This is a genomic window from Paracoccus fontiphilus (assembly GCF_017356265.1).
GTDB lineage: Bacteria > Pseudomonadota > Alphaproteobacteria > Rhodobacterales > Rhodobacteraceae > Paracoccus > Paracoccus fontiphilus.
In genome coordinates this window covers 1-21,057 of sequence record NZ_JAFNAW010000037.1, presented here as the reverse complement: position 1 = coordinate 21,057, position 21,057 = coordinate 1, and the positions used below count along the sequence as shown (strand labels likewise).

The 21,057-nt window shown below is 65.6% G+C and carries 16 protein-coding genes; 14 read left to right on the top strand and 2 right to left on the bottom strand.

From position 1 onward, the window contains the following. Positions 1 to 177 precede the first annotated feature (177 nt). Genes J0F76_RS13025 through J0F76_RS21250 form a run of 5 tightly spaced genes read left to right on the top strand, consistent with a single transcriptional unit; the run spans position 178 to position 5,697 of the window. Positions 178 to 1,233 carry a glycosyltransferase family 2 protein gene (locus J0F76_RS13025; RefSeq protein ID WP_207470064.1) on the top strand — a complete coding sequence of 352 codons (1,056 nt, stop codon included), beginning with the start codon at positions 178 to 180 and terminating at the stop codon, positions 1,231 to 1,233. A 1-nt stretch (position 1,234) separates the two neighbouring features. Beyond that, a complete protein-coding gene (locus J0F76_RS13020; RefSeq protein WP_207470063.1) occupies positions 1,235 to 2,500 on the top strand; it encodes a polysaccharide biosynthesis/export family protein in 1,266 nt (421 codons plus the stop codon). Continuing rightward, positions 2,497 to 3,519 (top strand): GumC domain-containing protein, encoded by a 1,023-nt coding sequence (locus J0F76_RS13015; RefSeq protein WP_207470061.1) that lies wholly within the window; start codon positions 2,497 to 2,499, stop codon positions 3,517 to 3,519. Before J0F76_RS13020 ends, J0F76_RS13015 begins: the two co-directional genes overlap by 4 nt. 1 nt (position 3,520) lies before the next feature. Further along, entirely contained in the window at positions 3,521 to 4,321 is an 801-nt protein-coding gene (locus J0F76_RS13010) for a glycosyltransferase (protein WP_207470059.1), read from the top strand. Then, positions 4,312 to 5,697: an O-antigen ligase family protein gene (locus J0F76_RS21250; RefSeq protein WP_207470057.1), complete on the top strand. Its 1,386-nt coding sequence runs from the start codon at positions 4,312 to 4,314 to the stop codon at positions 5,695 to 5,697. The genes J0F76_RS13010 and J0F76_RS21250 overlap by 10 nt, the downstream gene beginning before the upstream one ends. Positions 5,698 to 5,721: 24 nt before the next feature. On the opposite strand, the gene J0F76_RS13000 is transcribed toward J0F76_RS21250, so the two are convergent. After that, a complete protein-coding gene (locus tag J0F76_RS13000; RefSeq protein WP_207470055.1) occupies positions 5,722 to 6,417 on the bottom strand; it encodes a sugar transferase in 696 nt (231 codons plus the stop codon). A 458-nt stretch (positions 6,418 to 6,875) separates the two neighbouring features. Here J0F76_RS13000 and J0F76_RS12995 point away from each other — a divergent pair, with 458 nt between their 5' ends. Further along, positions 6,876 to 7,628 carry a hypothetical protein gene (locus J0F76_RS12995; protein WP_207470053.1) on the top strand — a complete coding sequence of 251 codons (753 nt, stop codon included), beginning with the start codon at positions 6,876 to 6,878 and terminating at the stop codon, positions 7,626 to 7,628. Positions 7,629 to 7,653: 25 nt separating this feature from the next. Here the strand turns inward: J0F76_RS12995 and J0F76_RS12990 are convergent, their stop codons facing one another. Next, positions 7,654 to 8,685 (bottom strand): cellulase family glycosylhydrolase, encoded by a 1,032-nt coding sequence (locus tag J0F76_RS12990; RefSeq protein ID WP_207470052.1) that lies wholly within the window; start codon positions 8,683 to 8,685, stop codon positions 7,654 to 7,656. 281 nt (positions 8,686 to 8,966) lie between these two features. On the opposite strand from J0F76_RS12990, the gene J0F76_RS12985 reads away from it, so the two are divergent. From J0F76_RS12985 to J0F76_RS12950, 8 genes are all read left to right on the top strand, one after another. Further along, positions 8,967 to 10,406, top strand: coding sequence for an oligosaccharide flippase family protein (locus J0F76_RS12985; protein ID WP_207470051.1), 1,440 nt, complete (start codon positions 8,967 to 8,969; stop codon positions 10,404 to 10,406). 6 nt (positions 10,407 to 10,412) lie between these two features. Then, entirely contained in the window at positions 10,413 to 11,465 is a 1,053-nt protein-coding gene (locus J0F76_RS12980; protein WP_207470050.1) for a hypothetical protein, read from the top strand. A gap of 315 nt (positions 11,466 to 11,780) precedes the next feature. Further along, complete coding sequence (locus J0F76_RS12975) at positions 11,781 to 12,845, top strand: NAD(P)-dependent alcohol dehydrogenase (RefSeq protein ID WP_242690185.1); 1,065 nt, start codon at positions 11,781 to 11,783, stop codon at positions 12,843 to 12,845. Positions 12,846 to 13,095: 250 nt separating this feature from the next. Next, entirely contained in the window at positions 13,096 to 14,217 is a 1,122-nt protein-coding gene (locus J0F76_RS12970) for an alpha/beta hydrolase (protein ID WP_242690184.1), read from the top strand. 133 nt (positions 14,218 to 14,350) lie between these two features. After that, entirely contained in the window at positions 14,351 to 16,249 is a 1,899-nt protein-coding gene (locus tag J0F76_RS12965) for a HEAT repeat domain-containing protein (protein WP_242690183.1), read from the top strand. 217 nt (positions 16,250 to 16,466) lie between these two features. Continuing rightward, positions 16,467 to 17,216 (top strand): hypothetical protein, encoded by a 750-nt coding sequence (locus J0F76_RS12960; protein ID WP_207470048.1) that lies wholly within the window; start codon positions 16,467 to 16,469, stop codon positions 17,214 to 17,216. Between the two features lie 339 nt (positions 17,217 to 17,555). Further along, complete coding sequence (locus J0F76_RS12955) at positions 17,556 to 19,931, top strand: arylsulfatase (RefSeq protein ID WP_207470047.1); 2,376 nt, start codon at positions 17,556 to 17,558, stop codon at positions 19,929 to 19,931. Between the two features lie 615 nt (positions 19,932 to 20,546). Further along, on the top strand, positions 20,547 to 21,057 hold a 511-nt coding region (locus tag J0F76_RS12950; RefSeq protein WP_242690182.1), incomplete at its 3' end, for a thiamine pyrophosphate-binding protein.

The window sequence follows — 21,057 nt, the reverse complement described above, 5'->3', positions numbered from 1 at the left end:
CCACCATTTACCGCAAATACCAGTTCCAAGGCGCCGGCAACAAACCGGATTGTGATCGGAGAATGATTATGTTGCAGGCATATTCTATTCATCGTGCCCATGGGTGGTATGTCAATCTGGAAATAATCTGCTAAGGGGGTAGTTATGTGGCCAAACCAGTCATGAGTGCGCGTTCACATGTCCAGGCAGTTTCAACTTACCGTTGTAATTCCCAATCTAAATCGCGCGCATTCCCTAATCCGCGCCGCGCTGTCAGTCCGTGACGACAGTGCCGATATCGAAATTGTCGTCGTCGATGATTGCTCGGATTCGGACCTTTCCGCCGAATATGATCGGTTGAGGGATATGGATGTCCGCGTCTTCCGGCAGGATGTTCGCCAAGGTGGCTGCGCGGCCCGCAATCGCGGCGTCCGAGAGGGGACCGGCACCCATGTCAGCTTTCTCGATTCGGACGATGTCTGGATGGCAGGGCGCCATGACCGGGTCCGCCGGTTCTATGCCGCGCCGGGGACTGCGCGGACGGTTCTGGTCAGCGGCGCGCTGCTGCATGTCAACGGAGAGATCCGCAAGCCCCACCAGCCGGCATGGCGCCCCGGCAGATCGCTGGTGGAATATGTCTATCGCGACATGGGCCGGTTCCAGACATCCATGCTGAACCTGCCGGTCGAGATCGTGCGCGAATGCCCCTGGAACGAGGATCTGCGGGTGAACCAGGACACCGACCTGGGGATGCGGATGGACCGGGCCGGGATCGGCTTCCACATCGACCCCGAGCCGGGCGTCATCAAGGAAGAAAGCATCCGCCCGGGCCGGATCACCACGGGACGCGAGACGGCCGACCTGTCCCATGCCTGGTACCGGCGCGAGTCGAAGGACTGGTCGCCCGCTGCCAGAAGCGGCTATCACCTGCAGGATCGTGTCTGGCGCCTGGCCGATTCCGGCCGTCGTCGCGAGGCCTTCATCGCCCTGGCCCGCAGCCTTGGGCCGCCCGTGTCCCCGCGGGAAACCGCGCGGCGCGCGCTCAGCATGGTGGCGGGGCCGCGGCTTTATGCACGGCTGCGCGGAGGCTATCGCAAGAACGTCCAGCTTCCAGGGGATGTCGATGCCGTCCAGCAGGCGGCCTCGCGGACGTGGCACGACCTGGATGCCCGGGCGCAGGCCGTCTGCGCCGGGGCAAGGGACGGCGCCGGGCAGGGGCCGGACCCCCAAACCACCATTGCGGAGACGCGCTGACATGCTTTCTTGGGTCAAAGCCACGACGCGGAGCCTTCGGCTTCTGGGGCCGCTGCTTGCCGCGTGCCTGTTCATCGCCGCCCCCGCCCATGCCGAGCACAGGATCGCCCCGGGCGAGACGCTGAGGATCTTCATCTTCCGCGTCCCCGAACTGACGCAGGAGGTGGTCGTCGATGTGGATGGCCAGATCGCCTTTCCTCCGCTGGGGCAGGTTCCGGCGGCGGGAAAGACCGCGCCCGAGGTGGCATCCCTGATCCAGCAGCGGCTGGCCGGCCTGGACATCATGCTGGATGCGCAGGTCACGGTCGGGCTTGTCGCGGTCCGGCCCGTGGTGATCGGCGGCGACGTCGCCCAGCCTGGGGCCATTCCCTTCGAAAGCGGCATGACCGTGCGGCGCGCCATTGCCCTGGCGGGAGGGCTGGGGGCCCTGCGCCCGTCGATGGGCGCGGCGATCGAATTGCGCGCCGAACGGGAGGCGCTTGCGGCGGAACTGCTTGACGGGCACGCCACGCTGGCGCGGGCGCGGGCCGAACTGACCGACGCGTCCGACCTCGACCCCCAGGATCTTCCGGGCCTTGCGGGCGGCGAACAGGCCGCCGTCCTGGCCCTGGCCAACAGCCTGCTGGACGCGGCCCGCGCGGAAAGCGACGCCCAGAAGGCCTATATGAACCGCGACCTGCAGATCATCGGCAACCGGATCGAACGGCTGGGCCAGCAGGGCCAGCATCAAAAGGCGCTGGTTGACCAGCAGGCCGCCGAGGTGGCCCGCTATACCGACATGCAAAGCCGCGGGCTGACCCCGCAGACCCGCGTGTCCGAGGAATACAGGACCCTCAACGAGTTGCGCAGCAACCTGGCCGAGACCGAGGCCTATATCGCCGATGTCACCCGCCAGCGCGAGGAAGCGTTGCACGAGATCGCCCGCCACGACGCGCGCCGCACGGCCACCCTTGAAGCGGAGGTCCAGTCCACCCTGGCGCGGATCGGGGAACTGGAGGCCCGCATGAAGGGCGTCACGGCACAACTGGCCCAGCTTGGGCAGGTCGGGGACGATGCCGTGACCGTGACGCTTTATCGTGTGACCGACGGGCAGGAGGTGCCGATCCCGGCCACGGAAGGGACCGACCTGCAGCCCGGCGATCTGGTCGAGGTCGAGGTGCCGGACAGCTTCCTCGGCCTGGTGGACAACAAGCCCACGGTCGTTTCGGAATCATCCAGCCGTTCGGAACAACCGGCGGGACGTATGCTGCAAAGGGCCGTTCCATGAAGCGCTTCAACATCCCGTCCGAGATCACGACCGCAAGGCCCGCGACGGCCTTCACGCTGGGGGACGTGTTCAACGCGATCCGCCGCAGCCCCTGGCTGGTCGTCCTGCTGACCTGCCTGGGCGGGGGCGGGGCCTTCGTGACGGCCAAGATCATGCCGGTCACCTATACGGCGACGGCCAAGCTCATCTCGGACGCGGACCGGTCCGGCCTCATCTCTCTGGGCGAGCCGGAAACCATGGCCACCGCCGAGGATTCCGCCACCGCGACCATTGTCGAGACCATCGCCACCCCCGTCGCGCTGGGCCATGCCCTGGACGCGCTGCCGCCCGACAGGCAGGCCGAACTGGCGGAAGCGGTCGAGTTCCCCCCCGAGGTTGCCGACGACGAGGCGATGCAGCGCGCGATGCTGATCCGGCACATGTCGCGCAACCTGGAGGTCAACAACAGCGGCCGGTCCTATGTGGTCCAGATCAGCTACAATTCCAAAAGCCCCGAACTGTCGGCCGCCGTGGCCAACGCGGTTGCCGACGGCTATCTCCGGTCGCGGTCGGATCTGCGCCAGAACGTCTATCGGCAGATGCTGACCAACCTGGAACGCGAGATCGAGGAGCTGACCAACAACCTGGAAATGGCCGAACGCCGCGCTCAGACCACGCGCGAGCGGGGACGGCTTCTGTCGATGCGCTTCGAGACCCTGACCGGGCAGAAGCAGGACGAGGCCATCGCCGCCAGCGCAGGCGTCTATGCCCAGCAGCGCGAGGCCGAACGCGAGGTCGAGGCGACGGCGGCGGTCTACGAGCGGATGCTGCTGGAACACCGCCAGATCCAGAGCCGGATCGGCGCCCCCGAACTGGCCGTGCAACTGATCGCCCCCGCCGTTGTGCCCCTGGGTCCGTCGGGTTTCAACGCCAAGCCGGTGATCCTGGCGCTGGGGCTCATGGCCGGGTTCCTGGTCGGCGCCTCGCTTGCCATCCTGCGCGACACCTGGCGCCGCCGCCATCCCGTCCGGAGTGCCTGAGATGCCAGCATCCTTGCCGGACCTGTGCGTGCTGATCCCGGTCTTCAAGGATCAGGCCGGGCTGACCGAGACGCTGGAGGTCCTGGCCGCCGACAGCCATCCCTTCGACATCGTGGTCGTGGACGACGGCTCTCCCCAGCCCATCCACTGCGCTCCGCGCCATGGGGACCACGATGTCACCCTGCACCGGCTGGACCGGAACCGGGGTATCGAACACGCCCTGAACGCGGGGCTGGAGATCATCCTGGCGCGCGGATACCGCCATGTCGCCCGCCTGGACTGCGGCGACCTGCCCCTGCCCGGCCGGTTCGAACGGCAGGTCCGGTTCCTGGACGCCCATCCCGACGTGGGCATGGTGGGCACCTGGGCGCGCTGCGTGAACGACAACGGCGACTACCTGTTCACGCTGCGCTTTCCGCAGGATCATGACAGGATACTGCGCTATCAGCGCTATGTCCCGGCGCTGCTGCATCCGACGATCATGATCCGGACCGACGCGCTGCGCGAGGTCGGGCTTTATTCCGACCGCTACAAGACCGCCGAGGACTATGACCTGTTCGTCCGCATGGGCCGGCGCTGGCACCTTGCCAACATCCCCGAGGTCCTGACCCAGTACATCGTCAGCGACACCGGCACCACGGCGGCCAAGCGCAAGCGCAATCTGGTGTCGCGCCTCCGCGTCCAGAAGGACAACTTCTCGGTAGCCGATCCGCACGCCTGGGCGGGGCTGGCGCGCACCGCCCTGTTCATGGCGATCCCGTTCAGCTGGCTGACGGCGGTCAAGAAGAAGGCGTGGAAATAGTGACTGCCGCCCTCGGCAGGAGGCCGGTCGCTGCGGCCCGGCCCGTCGTGCTGATCGTCGTGCTGATCGTCGCCACGGTCTTCAACGACCTGATGGCGCTTCTGCCGGTGGGCGAGATGGCCAATGACGGCTTCATCTACGTGCTGCCGCTGGCGATGCTCTATTTCCTGCGCCAGCCCGGGCAGTTCATGGTTCCCAGCGTCTTCTTCTGGGTGACGCTCGCCTTCCTGCTGGTGATCGTCCTTGGCGTCGCCGTCAGCTTCCCCGAGATCTCGACCGCTTGGTACAAGAACCGGACAGGGATGAGCCGGGTCATCACCCAGGCCATGGCCGTCGCCCTGGGTCCCCTGGTGACGCTGATGTTCTTCAACTTCGCGGCGCGCGGCGCGCTGCCCGCGATCTCTCGTGGAGCCTGGATCGCCTTGATGGTGATGACCGGCATGGCCCTGTTCGAGGTCGGCTCGTGGCTGGGCCTCCCGGGCCTGAGCCAGATCCACCAGGCGCTGTCCGCGGTCGTCCATGCCGAAAGCGGGGGCCCGTATCCCGGCCGCCTGCGGATGACCGCGTTCGAGGCGTCATGGGCCTCGGTCATGCTGACCTTCATCTTTCCCTTCGCCATCACCCTGGGGGACTGGCGCCGGGTCGCCTTGGTGGCCGTGATCGTCATGGCATTGGTCATGCTTCTGCAGTCGCGGACCGGAATGCTGGTGATCGCGGTGCAGTTCATGCTGTTCCTGGCCGGCTTCTTCCGGCACCGCAAGGACGTCATGGTCCATGCCGTGGCCGCCGCCGGGCTGGCTGCCCTGGCGATGATGATGATCCCCAGCATCCAGACATCGGTCATGGAAAAGGGCCGCAACCTGGTCCTCTACGGCAGCATGGACGGGCTGATCGACCCGACTCCCGGCGTGACCGAGAACGTGTCGAACGTCACCCGGATCGCGGCCATCCGCGCGGGACTGTCGATGTTCGAGGAACGCCCGCTGCTTGGCGTGGGACTGGGGCAATACGGCTTCCACTATCCTTACCACATCCGGGCCGAGGATCTGCGTAGCTATGAGGTGCGCGGCTATGCCAGCTCGGCCGAGCCCGCCTGGCCCCCCGCCTATTCGCTGCATGTGCGCCTGCTGGCCGAGACGGGCCTTGCGGGCTATCTGCTGTGGCTGGCCATGATCCTGCCCTTGCTGCTGCGGTCGCTGGCCCGTGCGACCGGCGCGACCTATGCGGGCCGCCTGCATCTGGCGGTGGCCATGACGCTGACCGGCTGGCTGATGCTGGGGGCCAGCATCGACAGCTTCCGCTTCTTCGGGGGCTGGATCGCCCTGGGGGTCGGCCTGGCGCTGTGGCGGACCCCGCCGCGGCAGGACGCGGGGTAGGGCGCCCGGCCGCAGGTCGCGGGCCTAGCGGCCCGTCTTCTTCAGCATGGCCAGCGCAGTCATCGCCATGATGCGGATATCCGTCCGCAACTGGACATTCTGTTCGTATTCCACATCCATGCGGACCCGTTCGGCGTAGGACACGTCATTCCGCCCGGTGGTCTGCCACATGCCGGTGACGCCGGGACGCAGGCGCAGATAGGTCGCGGCGTCGCCGCCATAGCGGCGCAGCTCGTCCGGGACGATCGGGCGCGGGCCGACCAGGCTCATGTCGCCGCGCAGCACATTCAGCAACTGCGGAAGCTCGTCCAGGCTGGTCTTGCGCAGCACGGCACCCAGTTTCGTGACCCGCGGATCGTCGGTCAGCTTCTGCGATTCGGCCCATTCCTCTTGTTTGGCGGGACAGCCATCCAGAAGCCGGGGCAGCATGGTCTCGGCGTTGGCAACCATAGTCCGCAGTTTCAGACAGCCGAAGATTTTGCCATTCCTGCCCACCCTTCTGTGCGAGAAGAACGGGTTGCGGCGATCCGCCATGAATATCAGCGCCGCCAGGACAATGATGATCGGCAGCACGACCGGAAGCACGGCCAGGGACAATCCCCCGTCCAAAATCCTCTTGAAGTGGCGCGAATACAGCGAATGTCCGGAACCATAGACCTTTGCCGAAGCCGGTGCGGCTTGGCGGTTCGGACGTATGGCAACATTGCTAACATCTTCCATCACCATGGAACCCATCATTTATCAAGAGGAAGGAATCATTAACTTGCGAGCAATTAACCAATTTACCTATGGTTGTTCAATTATTTAAAAAACAACCTTCCAGTGAAATTTTCGGAGGATTGATTTAGCGGACTGAAAGAAAAGAAATTGATATTGCCATTTTTAATATCTAGCCACCGGCATCGGCGGTTTTTTGCCAATTAAGACAGTTACTGCAGATCGGAATGACGATCTGCACTGCAGAAAAAAAACTCTCTTGGAAAATTACGTTTTGTGCAATTCGGAAAATACCCAAGGGTAATTTTATGTTTTTCAGAGAATTAGATGGAAAAGGCATTTTTCAAGACCGATAGTCGTCGTCTTCCTCGGTGTCAGGAAATGTAACGAATTGACGACAATCCGGCCTTGCGACACCGTTGATGGGCCAGGCAAAGGGGGACGATGTGGACAGGCCATTGATGATGGAGCAATCCGCGGCCGCGATGCAGGGCGCGGACCGCAGGACAAGACGCATCCGGATCGCGCAGGTCGATGCCGTGGCTGGCGCCGTCTTCCTGCTGGCGCTCTTGCTCAGCCTGTGCGGAACGGCCGTGACCTACTTCAGCGACAATGCGGTGCTGCACCGGCTGGCCGAACTGTTCCTGTTCGAGGAGGAACGCAACCTGCCGACCCTGCTCAACTTCACGCTTCTGGTCGCGAACATGGTGGCGATGTCGGCGGTTGCCCTGTTCGCATTCGGCGGCGGCGACAGGTGGCGCTGGCATTGGCTGCTTCTGGCGCTGATGTTCCTGTTCCTGGCCTATGACGAGGCGGCGCAGGTCCACGAGGGTCTCAACAGGGTCATGGAAGGGGTGGTGGATGCCAGCGGCTTTCTTGCCTTTGCCTGGGTCGTTCCCGGGATGGCGGCCGTGCTTCTGGCCGGTCTTGCGTTCAGCCGCTTCCTGCTTGCCCTGCCAAGGCGCAATGCGGTGCTTTTTGTTCTTGCCGGTGCGCTGTTTGTCGGCGGCGCCCTGGGCGTCGAGATGATCGGGGCGAACCTGTGGTGGAGCCACGGCTGGGACAACGTCGCCTACAGCCTGCTGGCTACGGTCGAGGAAGCGCTGGAGATGACCGGCCTGATCGTCCTTCTTCACGCGACGCTGGACGTTCTTGCCGGCCCTGGCGGGGCCCTGCGCCTTGAGCTGCGGCGCGCGGGGCAGGGGGACCGGTAAGCCCACCTGGAGACCGGCCAGACCGTCATGGCTGCCGGGACAGGATGCTCTCCAGCGCGGCACGGGCGGGCTTGGGGCGGTTGTCGCCGGTCATCAGGCCGAACCAGTCCTCCCGGTCCGAGGGATCGTTGCCGAGATCGCGATAGCTGTACCAGAACAGCGGCCCCAGCCAGGGCGTCTCTTGCGCCAGGGCATGGCTTGCGGCCAGCTGCTCGGCCTGCCGCGCTTCTGACACGCCGCCGCCGTCCTCGTTGGTCGGGGCGCCGTATTCCGTGATCCAGATCGCCTTGGCCTTGTCGCCATGTGCGATCATGATGTCCCGGATCGGCCCGGCCATCAGCCCCCAGGAGTTCCGGCGGGCTTCGAGATCCGGCAGATCCGACCCGGTATAGGGGTGGAAGCCGACCGCATCGAAGCTGTCCCCGGCCCCTTCGGCATAGACGGTTTCCAGGAAATCGACGGCGGCGATCGCCGGCGAATTCCCGAAAAGCCTGGTCGAGGTTGCCGCGGCAAGCCCGCCCAGGACGATGGTCGCGCCGGGATCGGCTGCGCGGATCGCCAGCGACGCCTCTTTCAGCAAGGCCGCATAGGCGACCGGATCGGGGCGGGGCGGAAAGGGCCCCTTCAGGTTGGGCTCGTTCCAGATCTCCCAGGTGTGGATGCCGCGCGGAGCATAGCGTTCCACCGCTGCCTTCAGGAAGCGGCCATAGGCCTTGGGGTCCTTGGGCGGCGAGGGGCTTTCGGGGTCCTGCCAGGCCCATTCCGGCGTCGCGCCCACGACCGGCAGCACCTGGATGCCGAAGGTCTTCGCCGTTTCGACGATCCGGTCCATGTCCCCCCAGTCAAAGCTGTCCGGCCCCTGCGCCTGCACCGAGGCCCAGTTCAGGTCCGTGCGCAGCCAGCGGACCCCCATCGCCGCGTAGTCGGCAAACTCGGCGCGCAGGTCGAGGCTGTCCTGCCAGCGCAACGCGTCAAGCCCCACCGCGAGGCCAAGGGCGTCGTCGGGAATCGCGCCGGGCTGCGCCCCGCCCTCGCTCGCGGTGCCGGGCGTGCCCAAGATAACGGCAACCGCCGCAAGCGAGCGGAGGACGTTTTTGCCCGCAAGGCAGGGTTCGAGATTGTTTCGAACAAAACGTACAAAATGCGAATATGCGGAAATGACTGGAGTTTCGGAATGAGATCGTATTTTCCGCTGGTGCAGTGATTTCATGGAATATCCTGTTTCAGCTGGGCAGGCCGATATACGGTCTGAAAAAGCCGCATTATGGCCTGCGGATTTCTTGTGATCGTCAGATTGACCCGATACCAGTCGTCAGACAACAAGAACGCAAGATGCACATGTTCAGAATCTGGATCGGAGCTTCGACTGCGGATGCTGTCGTGCGTCTTGCTGCGCAGATGCTCAGCACGGTGGTTGTCGCGCGCATCCTGTCGCCGGCCGAGTTTGGGCTGGCGGCGCTGGTGCTGGGGGTCAACACCGTCATGGGTGCCTTTATCGGGCTGCCCTTCGAGGAATCCCTGAGCCAGCGGCGGCGCCTTTACACGGCCCATCTGGAGACGGCGCTTTTCGCGTCGATATTCCTGACTGCCGCCGCGATCTTGCTGTCGATCGTCATGGGCCCCCTGATCGAGCGCTGGGTGGACGCGCCGGGCTTTGCCGCTTGCCTGATCGTGTCCAGCCTGCTTCTGCTGTGGCAGGGACCCGGCGCGGTCTCGAAGGCGGTCGCCCGGCGGTCCCGGCGGTTCGTCGAAATCTCGACCTGCCAGGCGCTCAGCACGGTGATCGCATCCATCCTGTCGATCGTGACCGCCATCGCGGGATGGGGCGTCTATGCGCTGCTGCTGCAGCGCCTTCTGCCGAACGTGCTTTATCCCATGCTTTCAGCCGTGTTCCTGTGGTCGCGCGGCCAGAAGATCTGGATTCCGGTGCGCTGGCATGGCGCGCGCTTCCAGGAAATCTTCCGCTTTTCCTGGCTGCACCTAGCCGATGTCGGCGTCACCTCCTCTGCTCCGGCGGTGCTGGCCTTCATGGTCAACGCCTTTTTCGGGGCCGTGACGCTGGGCCAGCTCAACATCGCCCTGCGGATCGTCGATCCTTTGAGGATGGCGCTGATGGGTGTGGGGCACAACCTTGCCTTCTCGGTCCTGGTCCGGCTGCAGGACGATCCTGCACGGCTTGTCCGCACCGCGGGCGAGATCGCCTCGGGCGTCGCGGTCGTGGCGGTCCCGGCCTTTGTCGGCCTGGCCGCCAGTGCGCCCGTGCTGCTTCCGCTTCTGGTCGGACCGGGTTGGGAACTGGCCGTGCTCCTGTCGCAGATCCTGTGTCTGGCAGTGGGACTGTCCCTGCCTTACCGATTCTTCTATTCGTCGTATTCGGCCCTTGGGCGGCCCGAATACGGGCTGATCGGCAGCACCATCGGACTGGTCTGCATGGCCGCAAGCTTCGTGGTCGTCGCTTGGATCGACGGTCATTTTGCCGCACCCGTCGCCTTCCTGATCTACGAGCTTTCGACGACCATCGTGGCCCTGATCTATGCGCAGGTCCTTGTTCGCAAAGGGGCAACGGAAGCCCTTCTTCGCATCGGGCGGATTTGGCTGGCCGCGCTGATAATGGCCGGAATTATCACCGGCTTGTATTTTCGCGACCATGCTCCCGATATTTCCTTGGCCAATTTATTGATAATTATTACCACCGGGGCGATCGCCTATCCTATTGCCCTGCGTCTTGCTTGTCGGCCATGCTTTCAGGGCTTTGTATCACTGCTCCGCAACCGTTAAACGTGAATGCCCATGATTACCTTTGTCGCGACCGATGAGCATCAATACGCAATCCGCGATGTGCTCGAGACCAGGAAGCATCCGCTGAACGGACGCCTTGTCATTCTCAGCTATGATGAGCTTCTTTCATCTCCTCGCCTGCCCCGTTCGATCTACGTCTTTGCCGATCTGGAGCGCCTGACCGCCGCCGAGATGCGGCTTGTCATGCGCCGGATCGAGGCCTTGCGGCAGGTCTGTCCCGAATGCGGGATGCTGAACCTGCCCGACCGTGTCGGCAGCCGCCTGGACATCATGCGGCGGCTGCACGAGGCCGGGGTCAACGACTTCCGGATGCTGCCGATCACCACCCCGGCAGAGGAGTTCCGCTATCCGGTGTTCCTGCGGCGCCTGGACGACCACGAAGGCCCGCGATCCGAACTTCTGGCAACGCCGCAGGCGCTGCGTGACGCGATCGCCGCGCTGGACCCCGCCGACCGGCAGGGCGATCATTTCGCCGTCACCGAATACGTCGATGCCCGAAACGAGTTGGGCCTGCACGAGAAACGGTCCTACATGCGCGTGCATGACCGGCTTTTCCCCTCGGCGCTGGATCAAAGCCAGGCGTGGGTCTGCAAGGGCGAATACTCCGACCCGAACACCAGGCCCGCGCCCGACAAGGAGCTGGCCTTCCTGCAGGGCGAGGAGGACATGGAGGCGCTGCGCGCGGCCTTTGACGCGGCGAACATCCAGTACGGGCGGGCCGACTATGCCGTGGTCGGCGGCCGTCCCCAGATCTTCGAGATCAACACCAACCCCTGGCTGGAGCCGCCCGAGCAGGTCCCGGGCGCGGCGCGGCGCGGCGCGGAACATATCATCCATGCCTGGATCGACGCGCTTGCGCAACTGGCCGACAAGGCGCCGACATCATCCGTGACCTGGCTGGAGGTCCCGCAGGCGACAAGCCAGGCAGGACGACGACTGTCGCGCCGGAGCATGGCGCATTCACTCTTGTGCAAGGTGCACCAGCTTCACAACGAAACCCAGGCCATGCGCTGGCTGCGCCGCGTCAAGCTGATCTGAGAGACCGCCAACCCTGATCCGGCACGCCGCACGCTGAAGCGCGGCCGGGACCCGGAGGGCAAGGACAAGGTGGCGTTCCGCCCGACGCGCAGGGCCGTCCCTGGCAGGGCGGCAGCGGGCGCGGCATTTGCGCACCCTGCCTGCCTTTCGACCGAATGTCGGGGTCGAGACGCATCCTTCCGTTCATTGACGCAGGTCAATGCCGGCAAGGGCGCCTGCGCTAACCTGCGTCCGAAGCATCCCTGGAGAGCGAGCATGGAGCAGACCGTCGACACGAAAGCCCAACCCGGCCGGCCGCGATCCCGGGGCACGATGATGCGCGCTGCGGTTTTCGTCGAAAAGGGCCGCATCGTTCTCGAGGACAAGCCGGTGCCGGATGTCGGGCCTCTGGACGCCCTGATCCGCATCACGACCACGACGATCTGCGGGACCGATGTCCACATCCTCAAGGGCGAATACCCGGTGGCCCGCGGGCTGACCATCGGGCACGAGCCGGTGGGCGTCATAGAAAAGCTCGGCTCCGCGGTGACGGGCTACCGCGAGGGACAGCGGGTCATCGCGGGCGCGATCACGCCCTCGGGTCACTCGATGGCCTGCCTGTGCGGCTGCCATTCCCAGGACGGCGCGGGCACGCAGCACGGCTTCAAGGCCATGGGTGGCTGGCGCTTCGGCAACACGATCGACGGCGCGCAGGCCGAATACCTTCTTGTTCCGGACGCCATGGCAAACCTCGCCCCGATCCCCGACGCTCTTTCGGACGAGCAGGTCCTGATGTGCCCCGACATCATGTCGACGGGCTTTTCCGGCGCCGAGAGCGGCGCGGTGCGGATCGGCGATACCGTGGCCGTCTTTGCGCAGGGCCCGATCGGCCTTTGCGCCACGGCGGGCGCGCGGCTGATGGGTGCGACGCGCATCATTGCCGTCGAGTCTCTGCCGGAAAGGCAGCAGATGGCGCGTCGTCTTGGTGCGGACGAGATCGTGGATTTCGGCAAATGCGACCCCGTGGCCGAGATCATGCGCCTGACCCAGGGCCGCGGCGTGGACGTCGCCATCGAGGCGCTTGGCCGCCAGGCGACCTTCGAGGGTGCGCTGCGGGTGCTGCGACCTGGCGGCACCCTGTCGTCCCTGGGCGTTTACTCGGAAGACATCCGCATTCCGCTTGATGCCTTCGCGGCCGGCCTGGGCGACCACAGGATCGTCACGAGCCTCTGCCCCGGCGGCAAGGAGCGGATGACCCGGCTGATGAACGTCGTCGCTTCGGGGCGTGTCGATCTCGGCTCTCTCGTCACCCATCGCTTCAGGCTGGATGACATCGAGGCCGCCTATGATCTTTTCTCCCACCAGCGCGACGGGGTTCTCAAGGTTGCAATCACGCCGTGAGGGGGCGAATTGATCGGATGATGGATGGGGGAGGGGCCCGCCACCGGTCTGGAATGTGCCGGGCCTTATGGGTTCATTGCCGACAGCACGATGCCGGGGCGGCAGGTTCTCCCGCTGTCCGCAGCCAGGCGGAGAAGCCTGTTCGCCTCGGATGGCGGGTGCTTCGCGACCAAGATTTCCGTGTTCAACGGCCGGGCGGCGAATTACGATGATGATGCTGGAGCGGATCGACGTGCGAAGAGGAGGCCTCATGCCTGTCGTCGGTGACCATCGCGGCATGCCCGCCGCGCTGCTTGTCCTGATCTCCGTGCTTCTGATCGGGTGCACCCGTCCTCCTGAAATCATCGGGATAGAAAACGCCGCGATCCCGGCAAGCACCGCCCCCGAGGTCAGCCGGCATCGCATCTTCATCGCCACGACGCGGCGGGCGTCCGAGGAGCCGGGCGTGTTCCTGTCGGCCGACCGGGCGCATCTGCTTGGCCTCGCCTCGGCCGAGGTGACGGTGCCTCCCACGCATGTCGTGGGTCAGCTTGAACGGCCCGAACAACTGCCGCCGGACCCCCGGACAGAATTCTCGGCGGTGAATGCCGTCATCTATGGCAACGACGCCGCCATGGTCGCCGCGATCAACCGCGAACTGGCCGCGCGGCCGCGCGGCGAGCGTGAGTTGCTGCTGTTCGTGCACGGCTACAACAACACCACCACGGACGCCTTGCTGCGGCTGGCGCAGTTTGTCGAGGATACGGGCTTCCAAGGGGTGCCGATCCTGTTCACATGGGCCTCGGCCGCGAACGCGTCGCGCTATGTCTACGACCTCAACAGCGCCCTGGTGGCACGTGGCAAGATCAAGCAGATCGCCAATCTCATGGCGCAGACAAACGCCGAAAGCTCAAGCGTCTTCGCGCATTCGATGGGCACGCTTCTGACCATGGAGGGGCTTGTCGATCTTCAGCAGGCCGGCACCCTGGGCCGCAGGGGCACGATCAACCACATCATGCTGGCTTCTCCGGACATCGACGTCGACCTGTTTCGCACGCAGTTGATCCAGCTTTCTCCCGAGATCCGTGAAAAGATCTATGTTCTCGTGTCCAGGGACGACCGCGCGCTGCGCGTTTCGTCGCGGATCGCCGGCGGCGTTCCCCGCGTGGGGGCCGCAAACCCGCAGCAGCTTGAACGACTGGGCGTGACCGTGATCGATCTGTCCGAGATCCGGGATTCCAGTTCCGGCAGCCATTCCAAGTTCGCGGGCTCGCCCGAGGTGGTCAAGCTGATCGGCGCGGGGCTGAACACCGTGGGCCGCTTTGGCGAGGACACCTCGCCCGCGCTGACCCAGATCCTGACGGCTTCGCCGATCCGCATCCTTGGGAACTGATGTCGCGGCCGTGCGGGAAGTTGGTCCAGAGGTTTGCTGCACGGACAGCATGGGCGGGTGCCGGATCAGGCATCTGGGCGATGAATGGCGGCAAGCACCTCTGGCGAAGGGCCTTCGGACATCAGCGTTGCGCTTGGCCCTTCTGGTGGCTGCGCTTGTCCTGACATCTGCCGGGGCGGGGGGTGCCCGCGCGGAACCCGCCCATGTCGGCTCGGCGGCCTGCGTCGGCTGTCATGACACCGCTGGTTCGGACTGGACGCAGTCGGACCACGCGAAGGCGTGGACGCTTCCCGACGAGACCACGGTTCTTGGCGATTTCGACGATGTCACCTTCGCGCATGGCGGGCAGGAAACGCGGTTTTACCGGGACGACGGCAAGTACCTGATCGAGACGGAAGGTCCCGATGGCCGGCGTCGCGCCTATGAGGTGGTGGGCGTTGCCGGTGTCGATCCGTTGCAGCAATACCTGCTGTCGCCGGAACCGGGGCGGGTCCAGACCTATGACATCGCCTGGGATGTCGAGGGGGAGCGATGGTATCCGGTGTTCCCCGGACCACCCCCGCCTGCGACGGACGGATTTCACTGGACCGGATCTTACAAGAACTGGGACGGACGCTGCGCGGAATGCCACGCCACCGGCTACAGCCGGAACTACAGCCCCGCCACGGACAGCTTCGCCCCCGAAATGGCCGAGATCGGCGTCGGCTGCGAAGCCTGCCACGGACCAGGCTCCGACCACGTCGCCTGGGCGCGCCAGCCCGAAGACGCCAGGGCTGCCGCGGCGCAGCCCCGCTTGGGCCTGACTGTGGACCCGGGCGCCTCGCAACAGGCCGAGGTCATGCAGTGCCTGTCCTGCCATTCCCGGCGAGAGGCGATGCTGGATGGAAACCCCCCGCCGGGCACGCCCTATCACGACGCCTTTTCGATGACGCTGCTGCGCGCGGGCCTTTACGGTCCCGACGGGTCGATCCTGGACGAGGTGTTCGAGGGCGGCTCGTTCCTGCAATCCAAGATGCACGCCAAGGGGGTCCGCTGCTCGGCCTGCCACGAGCCGCATTCGGCCACGCTCCGCGCCGAGGGCAATGCCGTCTGCACGCAATGCCATTCCCCCGCAGGAAACCCGCAGTTCCCGTCGCTGCCGCTCAGGACCTATGATGCCCCCGAGCACCATTTCCACCCCGAGGACAGCCCCGGCGCGCAATGCGTGTCCTGCCACATGATCGAGCGCACCTACATGGGCGTGGACAGGCGCCGCGACCACAGCTTTCGCGTTCCGCGTCCTGATCTGGCGGTCACCGGATCGCCCGACGCCTGCACCGACTGCCACAAGGACCGCGATGCCGCCTGGGCCGCGGCAGAGCTTGAGGCGCGTTTTCCCGACAGCCCGCATCGCGGCCCGCACTTCGCCACCACCATCGCCGCCGCCCGGCTTGACCCGCAGGGTTGGGTGCCGCAGCTTCTGGACCTTGCGGAATGGCGGGAAGGGTCGGGCATCGTGCGCGCCACCGCCCTTGACCTGCTTGGCGCGGTCCCCGACCAGGCGGCTGCCGATCGCGTTATCGACCTGCTGCCCGATGCCGATCCCCTGGTGCGCGCCGCCGCCGCCGGCACCCTGCGCAGCCTTCCGCCCGAGGATCGCCTGGCCGCACTGGCGCCGCTCTTGTCCGATCCGGCCCGGTCCGTGCGCGAGGCGGCGGCAAAGGCCTTGCTAGACGCCAATCCGCCACCCGGATCGCCCCATCACGCGGCCTTGGCGCGCGCGCGCCAGGAATGGCGGGACGCATTGATGCTGCGGGCCGATTTCCCGGAAACCCACCTTCAGATCGGCGGGGCGGCGCTTCAGGCGCGCAACTTTTCCCTTGCGCTTCGCGCCTTCGAGCAGGCGGTCCGGCTGGACCCGCAGCTTGTCGAGGCCTGGTCGATGGTGGTTCGCCTCCATGCCGCGATGAATGACGCCGCCGCGGCGCGGGATGCCCTAGCGCGGGCTCGGGCCGCAAATCCCGGCAATGAAGGCCTCCTCCAGCTACCGTGATGCGGCGCAGCCGCAGATTGGGGGCGCAATCCCTGTCGGACGGCCGGGAACCGGAACAGCCTTCCAGCGGCCTGCTGCTCGCGGCACCATTGATCTGGATCAATGATGTGCAAGCCTCGCGGACTTAGCATTTATTTGGCGTGCCGGCCGAAAGCCGCGACGGGAAATCCACGCTGGCGGCACGGACGGGCAGTGACACAATGCCGGAGGGCTGGCGATGTCTGCAGGAAGTCTCAAGAAGATCGTTGGTGGTTCAGTTCTTCTGGCCTTGTCGTCGGGCGCGGCGCTTGCGCAGGACGGCGGCTGGACCTCTACCATTTCGATGTATGTCTGGTTCAACGAAACGAACGTGACCGCGGACACGCCGCGCGGAGAGGTGGATGCGGACCTTAGCTTCAGCGATGCGCTCGACAACCTGGACTTCGCCTTCATGGGAGTCGGCGAGGCGCGGAACGGACCCTGGGGGATCATCGGCGACCTGTTCCACTTCAAGCTTTCGGCCGATGCCGACACCCCGGTGGGTGTCCTGTTTTCAAGGGCCGAGGTCAGGACCGAGGTGACCGCTCTCAGCGGGTATGCCATTTATCGGGTGTACGAGGAACCCGGGGTTTCCTTCGACGCGGGCGCCGGCTTCCGCGCCTACTGGCTGGATCTGGATACCACCCTTGTGGGTGCGCTGGCGCCGACCCAGACGTTCAGCCAGGACAACAACTGGGTCGATCCGCTTCTTGCCGTGCGCCTTCGAATGGACTTCAACGAAAGGACCTTCGGCACGCTGTTCCTCGACGCCGGAGGGACCGGGGAAAGCGACAGCTGGCAGGCCCTGGCGACGGTCGGCTATCGCGTGAACGACAACTGGGCGCTCCAGGGCGGCTATCGCCACCTCGAATCGTCTTGGGAAACGGATTTCGGTGAAGCGTCGTTCGAATTCTCAGGGCCGATCATCGGTGCGACATACCGGTTCTGAGATGCGTGTGACCGATCCCTGTCGCGGCAGTCGCCCGGACCACATGCCGGGCGATGCCGGAGAGTGCCAGGCCCATGCCTGCAACGACGAGGCGCCGAAGGAACTGCGGCCGGGTTCCAGCCCGGCGGGAACGCCGCCGCCGCATGGCGTCGTTCGGCCGCGGGGACCGGCGGCTGTGTGACCTGAAGACCGATCCAGCGGAAACCCGGCTTTGGAACGAACGGGTGTGGCATGGGGATGACGACGCGGCAGCGAACAGTGTCTTTCCGCCCGGCAAATCGCCCCTGTGCCGCCCGCGGAACCGACCTGTGCAATACGCCCGCACGAAAGGGATAACCGATGTCGAAGTCCACGCATGACCATCGCATGAGAGGCGCTGTCCTCGTCTGCGTCCTGTCGGCCTGCGCGGCCTCCATGGCCGGCGCCCAGGAACAGGGGGCGATGGACCGCACCATCCTGCCCATCCTGCCGCCCGCCGCCGCGCCGATCACCGAGGTGGATGCCCGCAAGGCCACGCTGCCCAAGCCCTTTTCGGTCACCGCGCCCGAAGGGGCGCCCAACGTCGTGATCGTGCTGATCGACGACCTGGGCTTCGGTGCCACCAGTTCCTTTGGCGGGCCGATCACCACGCCCAGCCTGGACGCCCTGGCTGATGAGGGCCTGCGCTTTACCGCCTTTCACACCGCGGCCCTGTGTTCGCCCACGCGCGCGGCGCTGAAGTCCGGCCGCAACCACCATGTCGCCTCGATGGGCTTCATCACGGAACTGGCGACGGGCTTTCCCGGCGCGACCGGCAAGATCCCGAATTCGGTCGCGCCCCTGGCCGAGATCCTGCGCCTGAACGGCTACAGCACGGCGGCCTTCGGCAAGTGGCACGAGACGGCCGCCTGGGAGACCAGCGTTTCCGGCCCCTACGACCGCTGGCCGACCCATCAGGGTTTCGACAAGTTCTACGGCTTCATCGGCGGCGAGACGAACCAATGGGCGCCCTATGTCATCGATGGCGTCACCCCGGTCGAGCCGCCGGAAAGGCCCGACTATCACTTCATGACCGACATGACCGATCAGTCGATCAAGTGGATTCGGCACCAGCAGGCGATGACGCCCGACAAGCCGTTCTTCGTCTATTTCGCACCCGGTGCTGTCCACGCCCCGCACCATGTGCCGCAGGAATGGATCGACCGCTGGAAAGGCAGGTTCGACCAGGGCTGGGACGCGCTGCGCGAGCAGACGCTGGCCCGTCAGATCGAGGCCGGCGTGGTGCCGCAGGGCACCGTCCTTGCCCCCAAGCCCGAAGCGATTCGGGATTGGGACGACCTGTCCCAGGACGAGCGGCGGCTGTTCGCCCGTCAGGCCGAGGTCTTCGCCGCCTTCACCGAATACACCGACCACGAGATCGGCCGCATGATCCAGACCATCGGCGATCTCGACGAGATGGACAACACGCTGGTCTTCTACATCGCCGGCGACAACGGAACCAGCGCCGAGGGCGGCGAGAACGGCATGTACAACGAATACACCTATTTCAACGGCGTGGCCGAGCAGGTGTCGGACATGCTGCCGCTGATCGACAAATGGGGCCGGCCCGAAACCTATCCGCACATGGCGTCCGGCTGGGCGGTGGCGCTGAACACGCCCTTCACCTGGACCAAGCAGGTCGCCTCGAACTTCGGCGGCACCCGCGTCGGCATGGTCGTGCACTGGCCGGAAGCCATCAAGCGCGGGGGCGAGGTTCGCCCGCAGTTCAGCCATGTGATCGATGTCGCGCCCACCATCCTGGAGGCCGCAGGCCTGCCCGAGCCGACCAGCGTCAACGGCACCGAGCAGACCCCGATGGACGGCGTCAGCCTGCTTTACACCTTCGACGATGCACAGGCACCCGAGCGCCGCACGACGCAGTACTTCGAGATCGCGGGCAACCGCGGCGTCTATCACGACGGCTGGTTCGCCGGGACCATTCACAAGGCTCCTTGGGAGGCCAAGCCCCGCAACACGCTGGAAGGCGACGTGTGGGAGCTTTACGATGTTCGGTCAGACTTCAGCCTGTCCCGTGACCTCGCGGCCGAGAATCCCGACAAGCTGGCCGAGATGCAGGCCCTGTTCCTCGACGAGGCGCGCCGGAACAATGTGTTGCCCATCGACGACCGGTCGTTCGAGCGGATGACCGATCATCCGGTCGGCGTCGGACGCCCGGACCTGTTCGCGGGACGAAATTCCATCACCCTGGCCAAGGGCATGACGGGGATGCTTGAATCGGCCTTCCTGAACGTCAAGAACCGGTCCGTGACCATCGAGGCGGACGTGGTGGTTCCCGAAGGCGGGGCCAATGGCACGATCATCGCCCAAGGCGGGCGGTTCGGCGGCTGGTCCCTTTACATGAAGGACGGGGTGCCCGGCTATACCTACAACCTGCTGGGAATGCGGACCTTCGACATCGCGGCTTCGGACCCGCTGCCGCCCGGCGAGGCCAAGCTGCGGCTCGACTTCGCCTATGACGGCGGCGGACCGGGCAAGGGCGGCAAGGCCATCCTCCACGTGAACGACAAGGCCGTGGCCGAGGGCCGGATCGAGAACACGCAGGCGGGCGTCTTCTCGGCCGACGAGACGGCGGATGTCGGGGTCGATCTGGGAACGGCCGTGGTCGAGGCGGTCGGGTCGGGTGAGGCATCGCATTTCACCGGGGACATCCCGCGCGTGACCCTGACGCTGAAGTGATGACCTGACAGGGTCCGGCTTGCCGGGCCGCCGCAGAGGCGGCCCGGATCGTCTGCCGTGAGGACGACGCCGGCGTCGTGGGAAACCGGACGGGACGGCATCGTCCGGGCTGATGCCTTGCGCCCACGGCTTGTCGCAAGCTCCGCCGTATCCGATCGCGGGTCGCGCCGAGCTTGTCTCGGGCAGCGCGGCGACAAAGAAGCCATGGCAATCTGCCTCAAGAGATCGCGCGGTCCGAAGGCATCATCCGCCGTGCCGTCTTCTTCCATTGGCGCTTGACTTGATCACGCTGCGACATTGCGCGGAGGATGGAACCCGGTGGCGCCCGATGGATCGTCACCCACCCGAGTGCGGCCAGGACCCCGCTTCAAGGCAGGGCCGGCTGCCGCGACCAGCGAAAGGAAGCCGGTCAGCATGGCTTGACCCGACGAGGTCCCGCCCAGCATAGTCCCAAGAAGGGTCAAGTCTCAGCGGAAAGGCCGGTCACGTCCTGGTGGAAGGCAACATCCAACCCCTTGTGTGCGTGACGTGCTCTTTTTCGCGATCCGTGTCGATCTTCAGGACATCGGCGGAACGGGCAACTGCAATCCCTTTGAGGGCAATATCAGGATCTCCATGACACGAAAGATGCGAAACGGGGGACGGCTTATTGTCGAAAGCCTTGTGGCGCTTGGCGCGACCAAGGCGTTCGGCGTGCCGGGCGAAAGCTATCTGGCGGTGCTGGATGCGCTGCATGACACGCGAGGCGTTCTGGACTTCGTGCTGTGCCGCAACGAGGGGGGCGCGGCCTTCATGGCGTCGGCCTGGGGCAAGCTGACGGGCAGCCCCGGCATCTGCATGGTGACGCGGGGACCGGGGGTCACCAATGCCTCGATCGGGGTGCATACGGCCATGCAGGACAGCGCGCCCATGATCCTGTTCGTGGGCCAGGTGGCGACCTCCATGAAGGGCCGCGAGGCGTTCCAGGAGATCGACTACCGCGCGGTCTTCGGCGCCGTCGCGAAGTGGGCGGTCGAGATCGACCGGGTCGAGCGCATCCCCGAGATCCTGGCCCGCGCCTGGACCACCGCCACCACCGGCCGCCCCGGCCCCGTGGTGATCGCCCTGCCCGAGGACATGCTGACGG

What these genes read in the sequence shown, in the direction of transcription:
- J0F76_RS13000 (WP_207470055.1), bottom strand. Translation starts at nt 6,417, where the DNA reads ATGGAAGATGTTAGCAATGTTGCCATACGTCCGAACCGCCAAGCCGCA.
- J0F76_RS12955 (WP_207470047.1), top strand. Translation starts at nt 17,556, where the DNA reads ATGTCGAAGTCCACGCATGACCATCGCATGAGAGGCGCTGTCCTCGTC.
- J0F76_RS12985 (WP_207470051.1), top strand. Translation starts at nt 8,967, where the DNA reads ATGTTCAGAATCTGGATCGGAGCTTCGACTGCGGATGCTGTCGTGCGT.
- J0F76_RS13015 (WP_207470061.1), top strand. Translation starts at nt 2,497, where the DNA reads ATGAAGCGCTTCAACATCCCGTCCGAGATCACGACCGCAAGGCCCGCG.
- J0F76_RS13020 (WP_207470063.1), top strand. Translation starts at nt 1,235, where the DNA reads ATGCTTTCTTGGGTCAAAGCCACGACGCGGAGCCTTCGGCTTCTGGGG.
- J0F76_RS12995 (WP_207470053.1), top strand. Translation starts at nt 6,876, where the DNA reads ATGATGGAGCAATCCGCGGCCGCGATGCAGGGCGCGGACCGCAGGACA.
- J0F76_RS13025 (WP_207470064.1), top strand. Translation starts at nt 178, where the DNA reads ATGTCCAGGCAGTTTCAACTTACCGTTGTAATTCCCAATCTAAATCGC.
- J0F76_RS12960 (WP_207470048.1), top strand. Translation starts at nt 16,467, where the DNA reads ATGTCTGCAGGAAGTCTCAAGAAGATCGTTGGTGGTTCAGTTCTTCTG.
- J0F76_RS13010 (WP_207470059.1), top strand. Translation starts at nt 3,521, where the DNA reads ATGCCAGCATCCTTGCCGGACCTGTGCGTGCTGATCCCGGTCTTCAAG.
- J0F76_RS12980 (WP_207470050.1), top strand. Translation starts at nt 10,413, where the DNA reads ATGCCCATGATTACCTTTGTCGCGACCGATGAGCATCAATACGCAATC.
- J0F76_RS12975 (WP_242690185.1), top strand. Translation starts at nt 11,781, where the DNA reads ATGCGCGCTGCGGTTTTCGTCGAAAAGGGCCGCATCGTTCTCGAGGAC.
- J0F76_RS12970 (WP_242690184.1), top strand. Translation starts at nt 13,096, where the DNA reads ATGCCTGTCGTCGGTGACCATCGCGGCATGCCCGCCGCGCTGCTTGTC.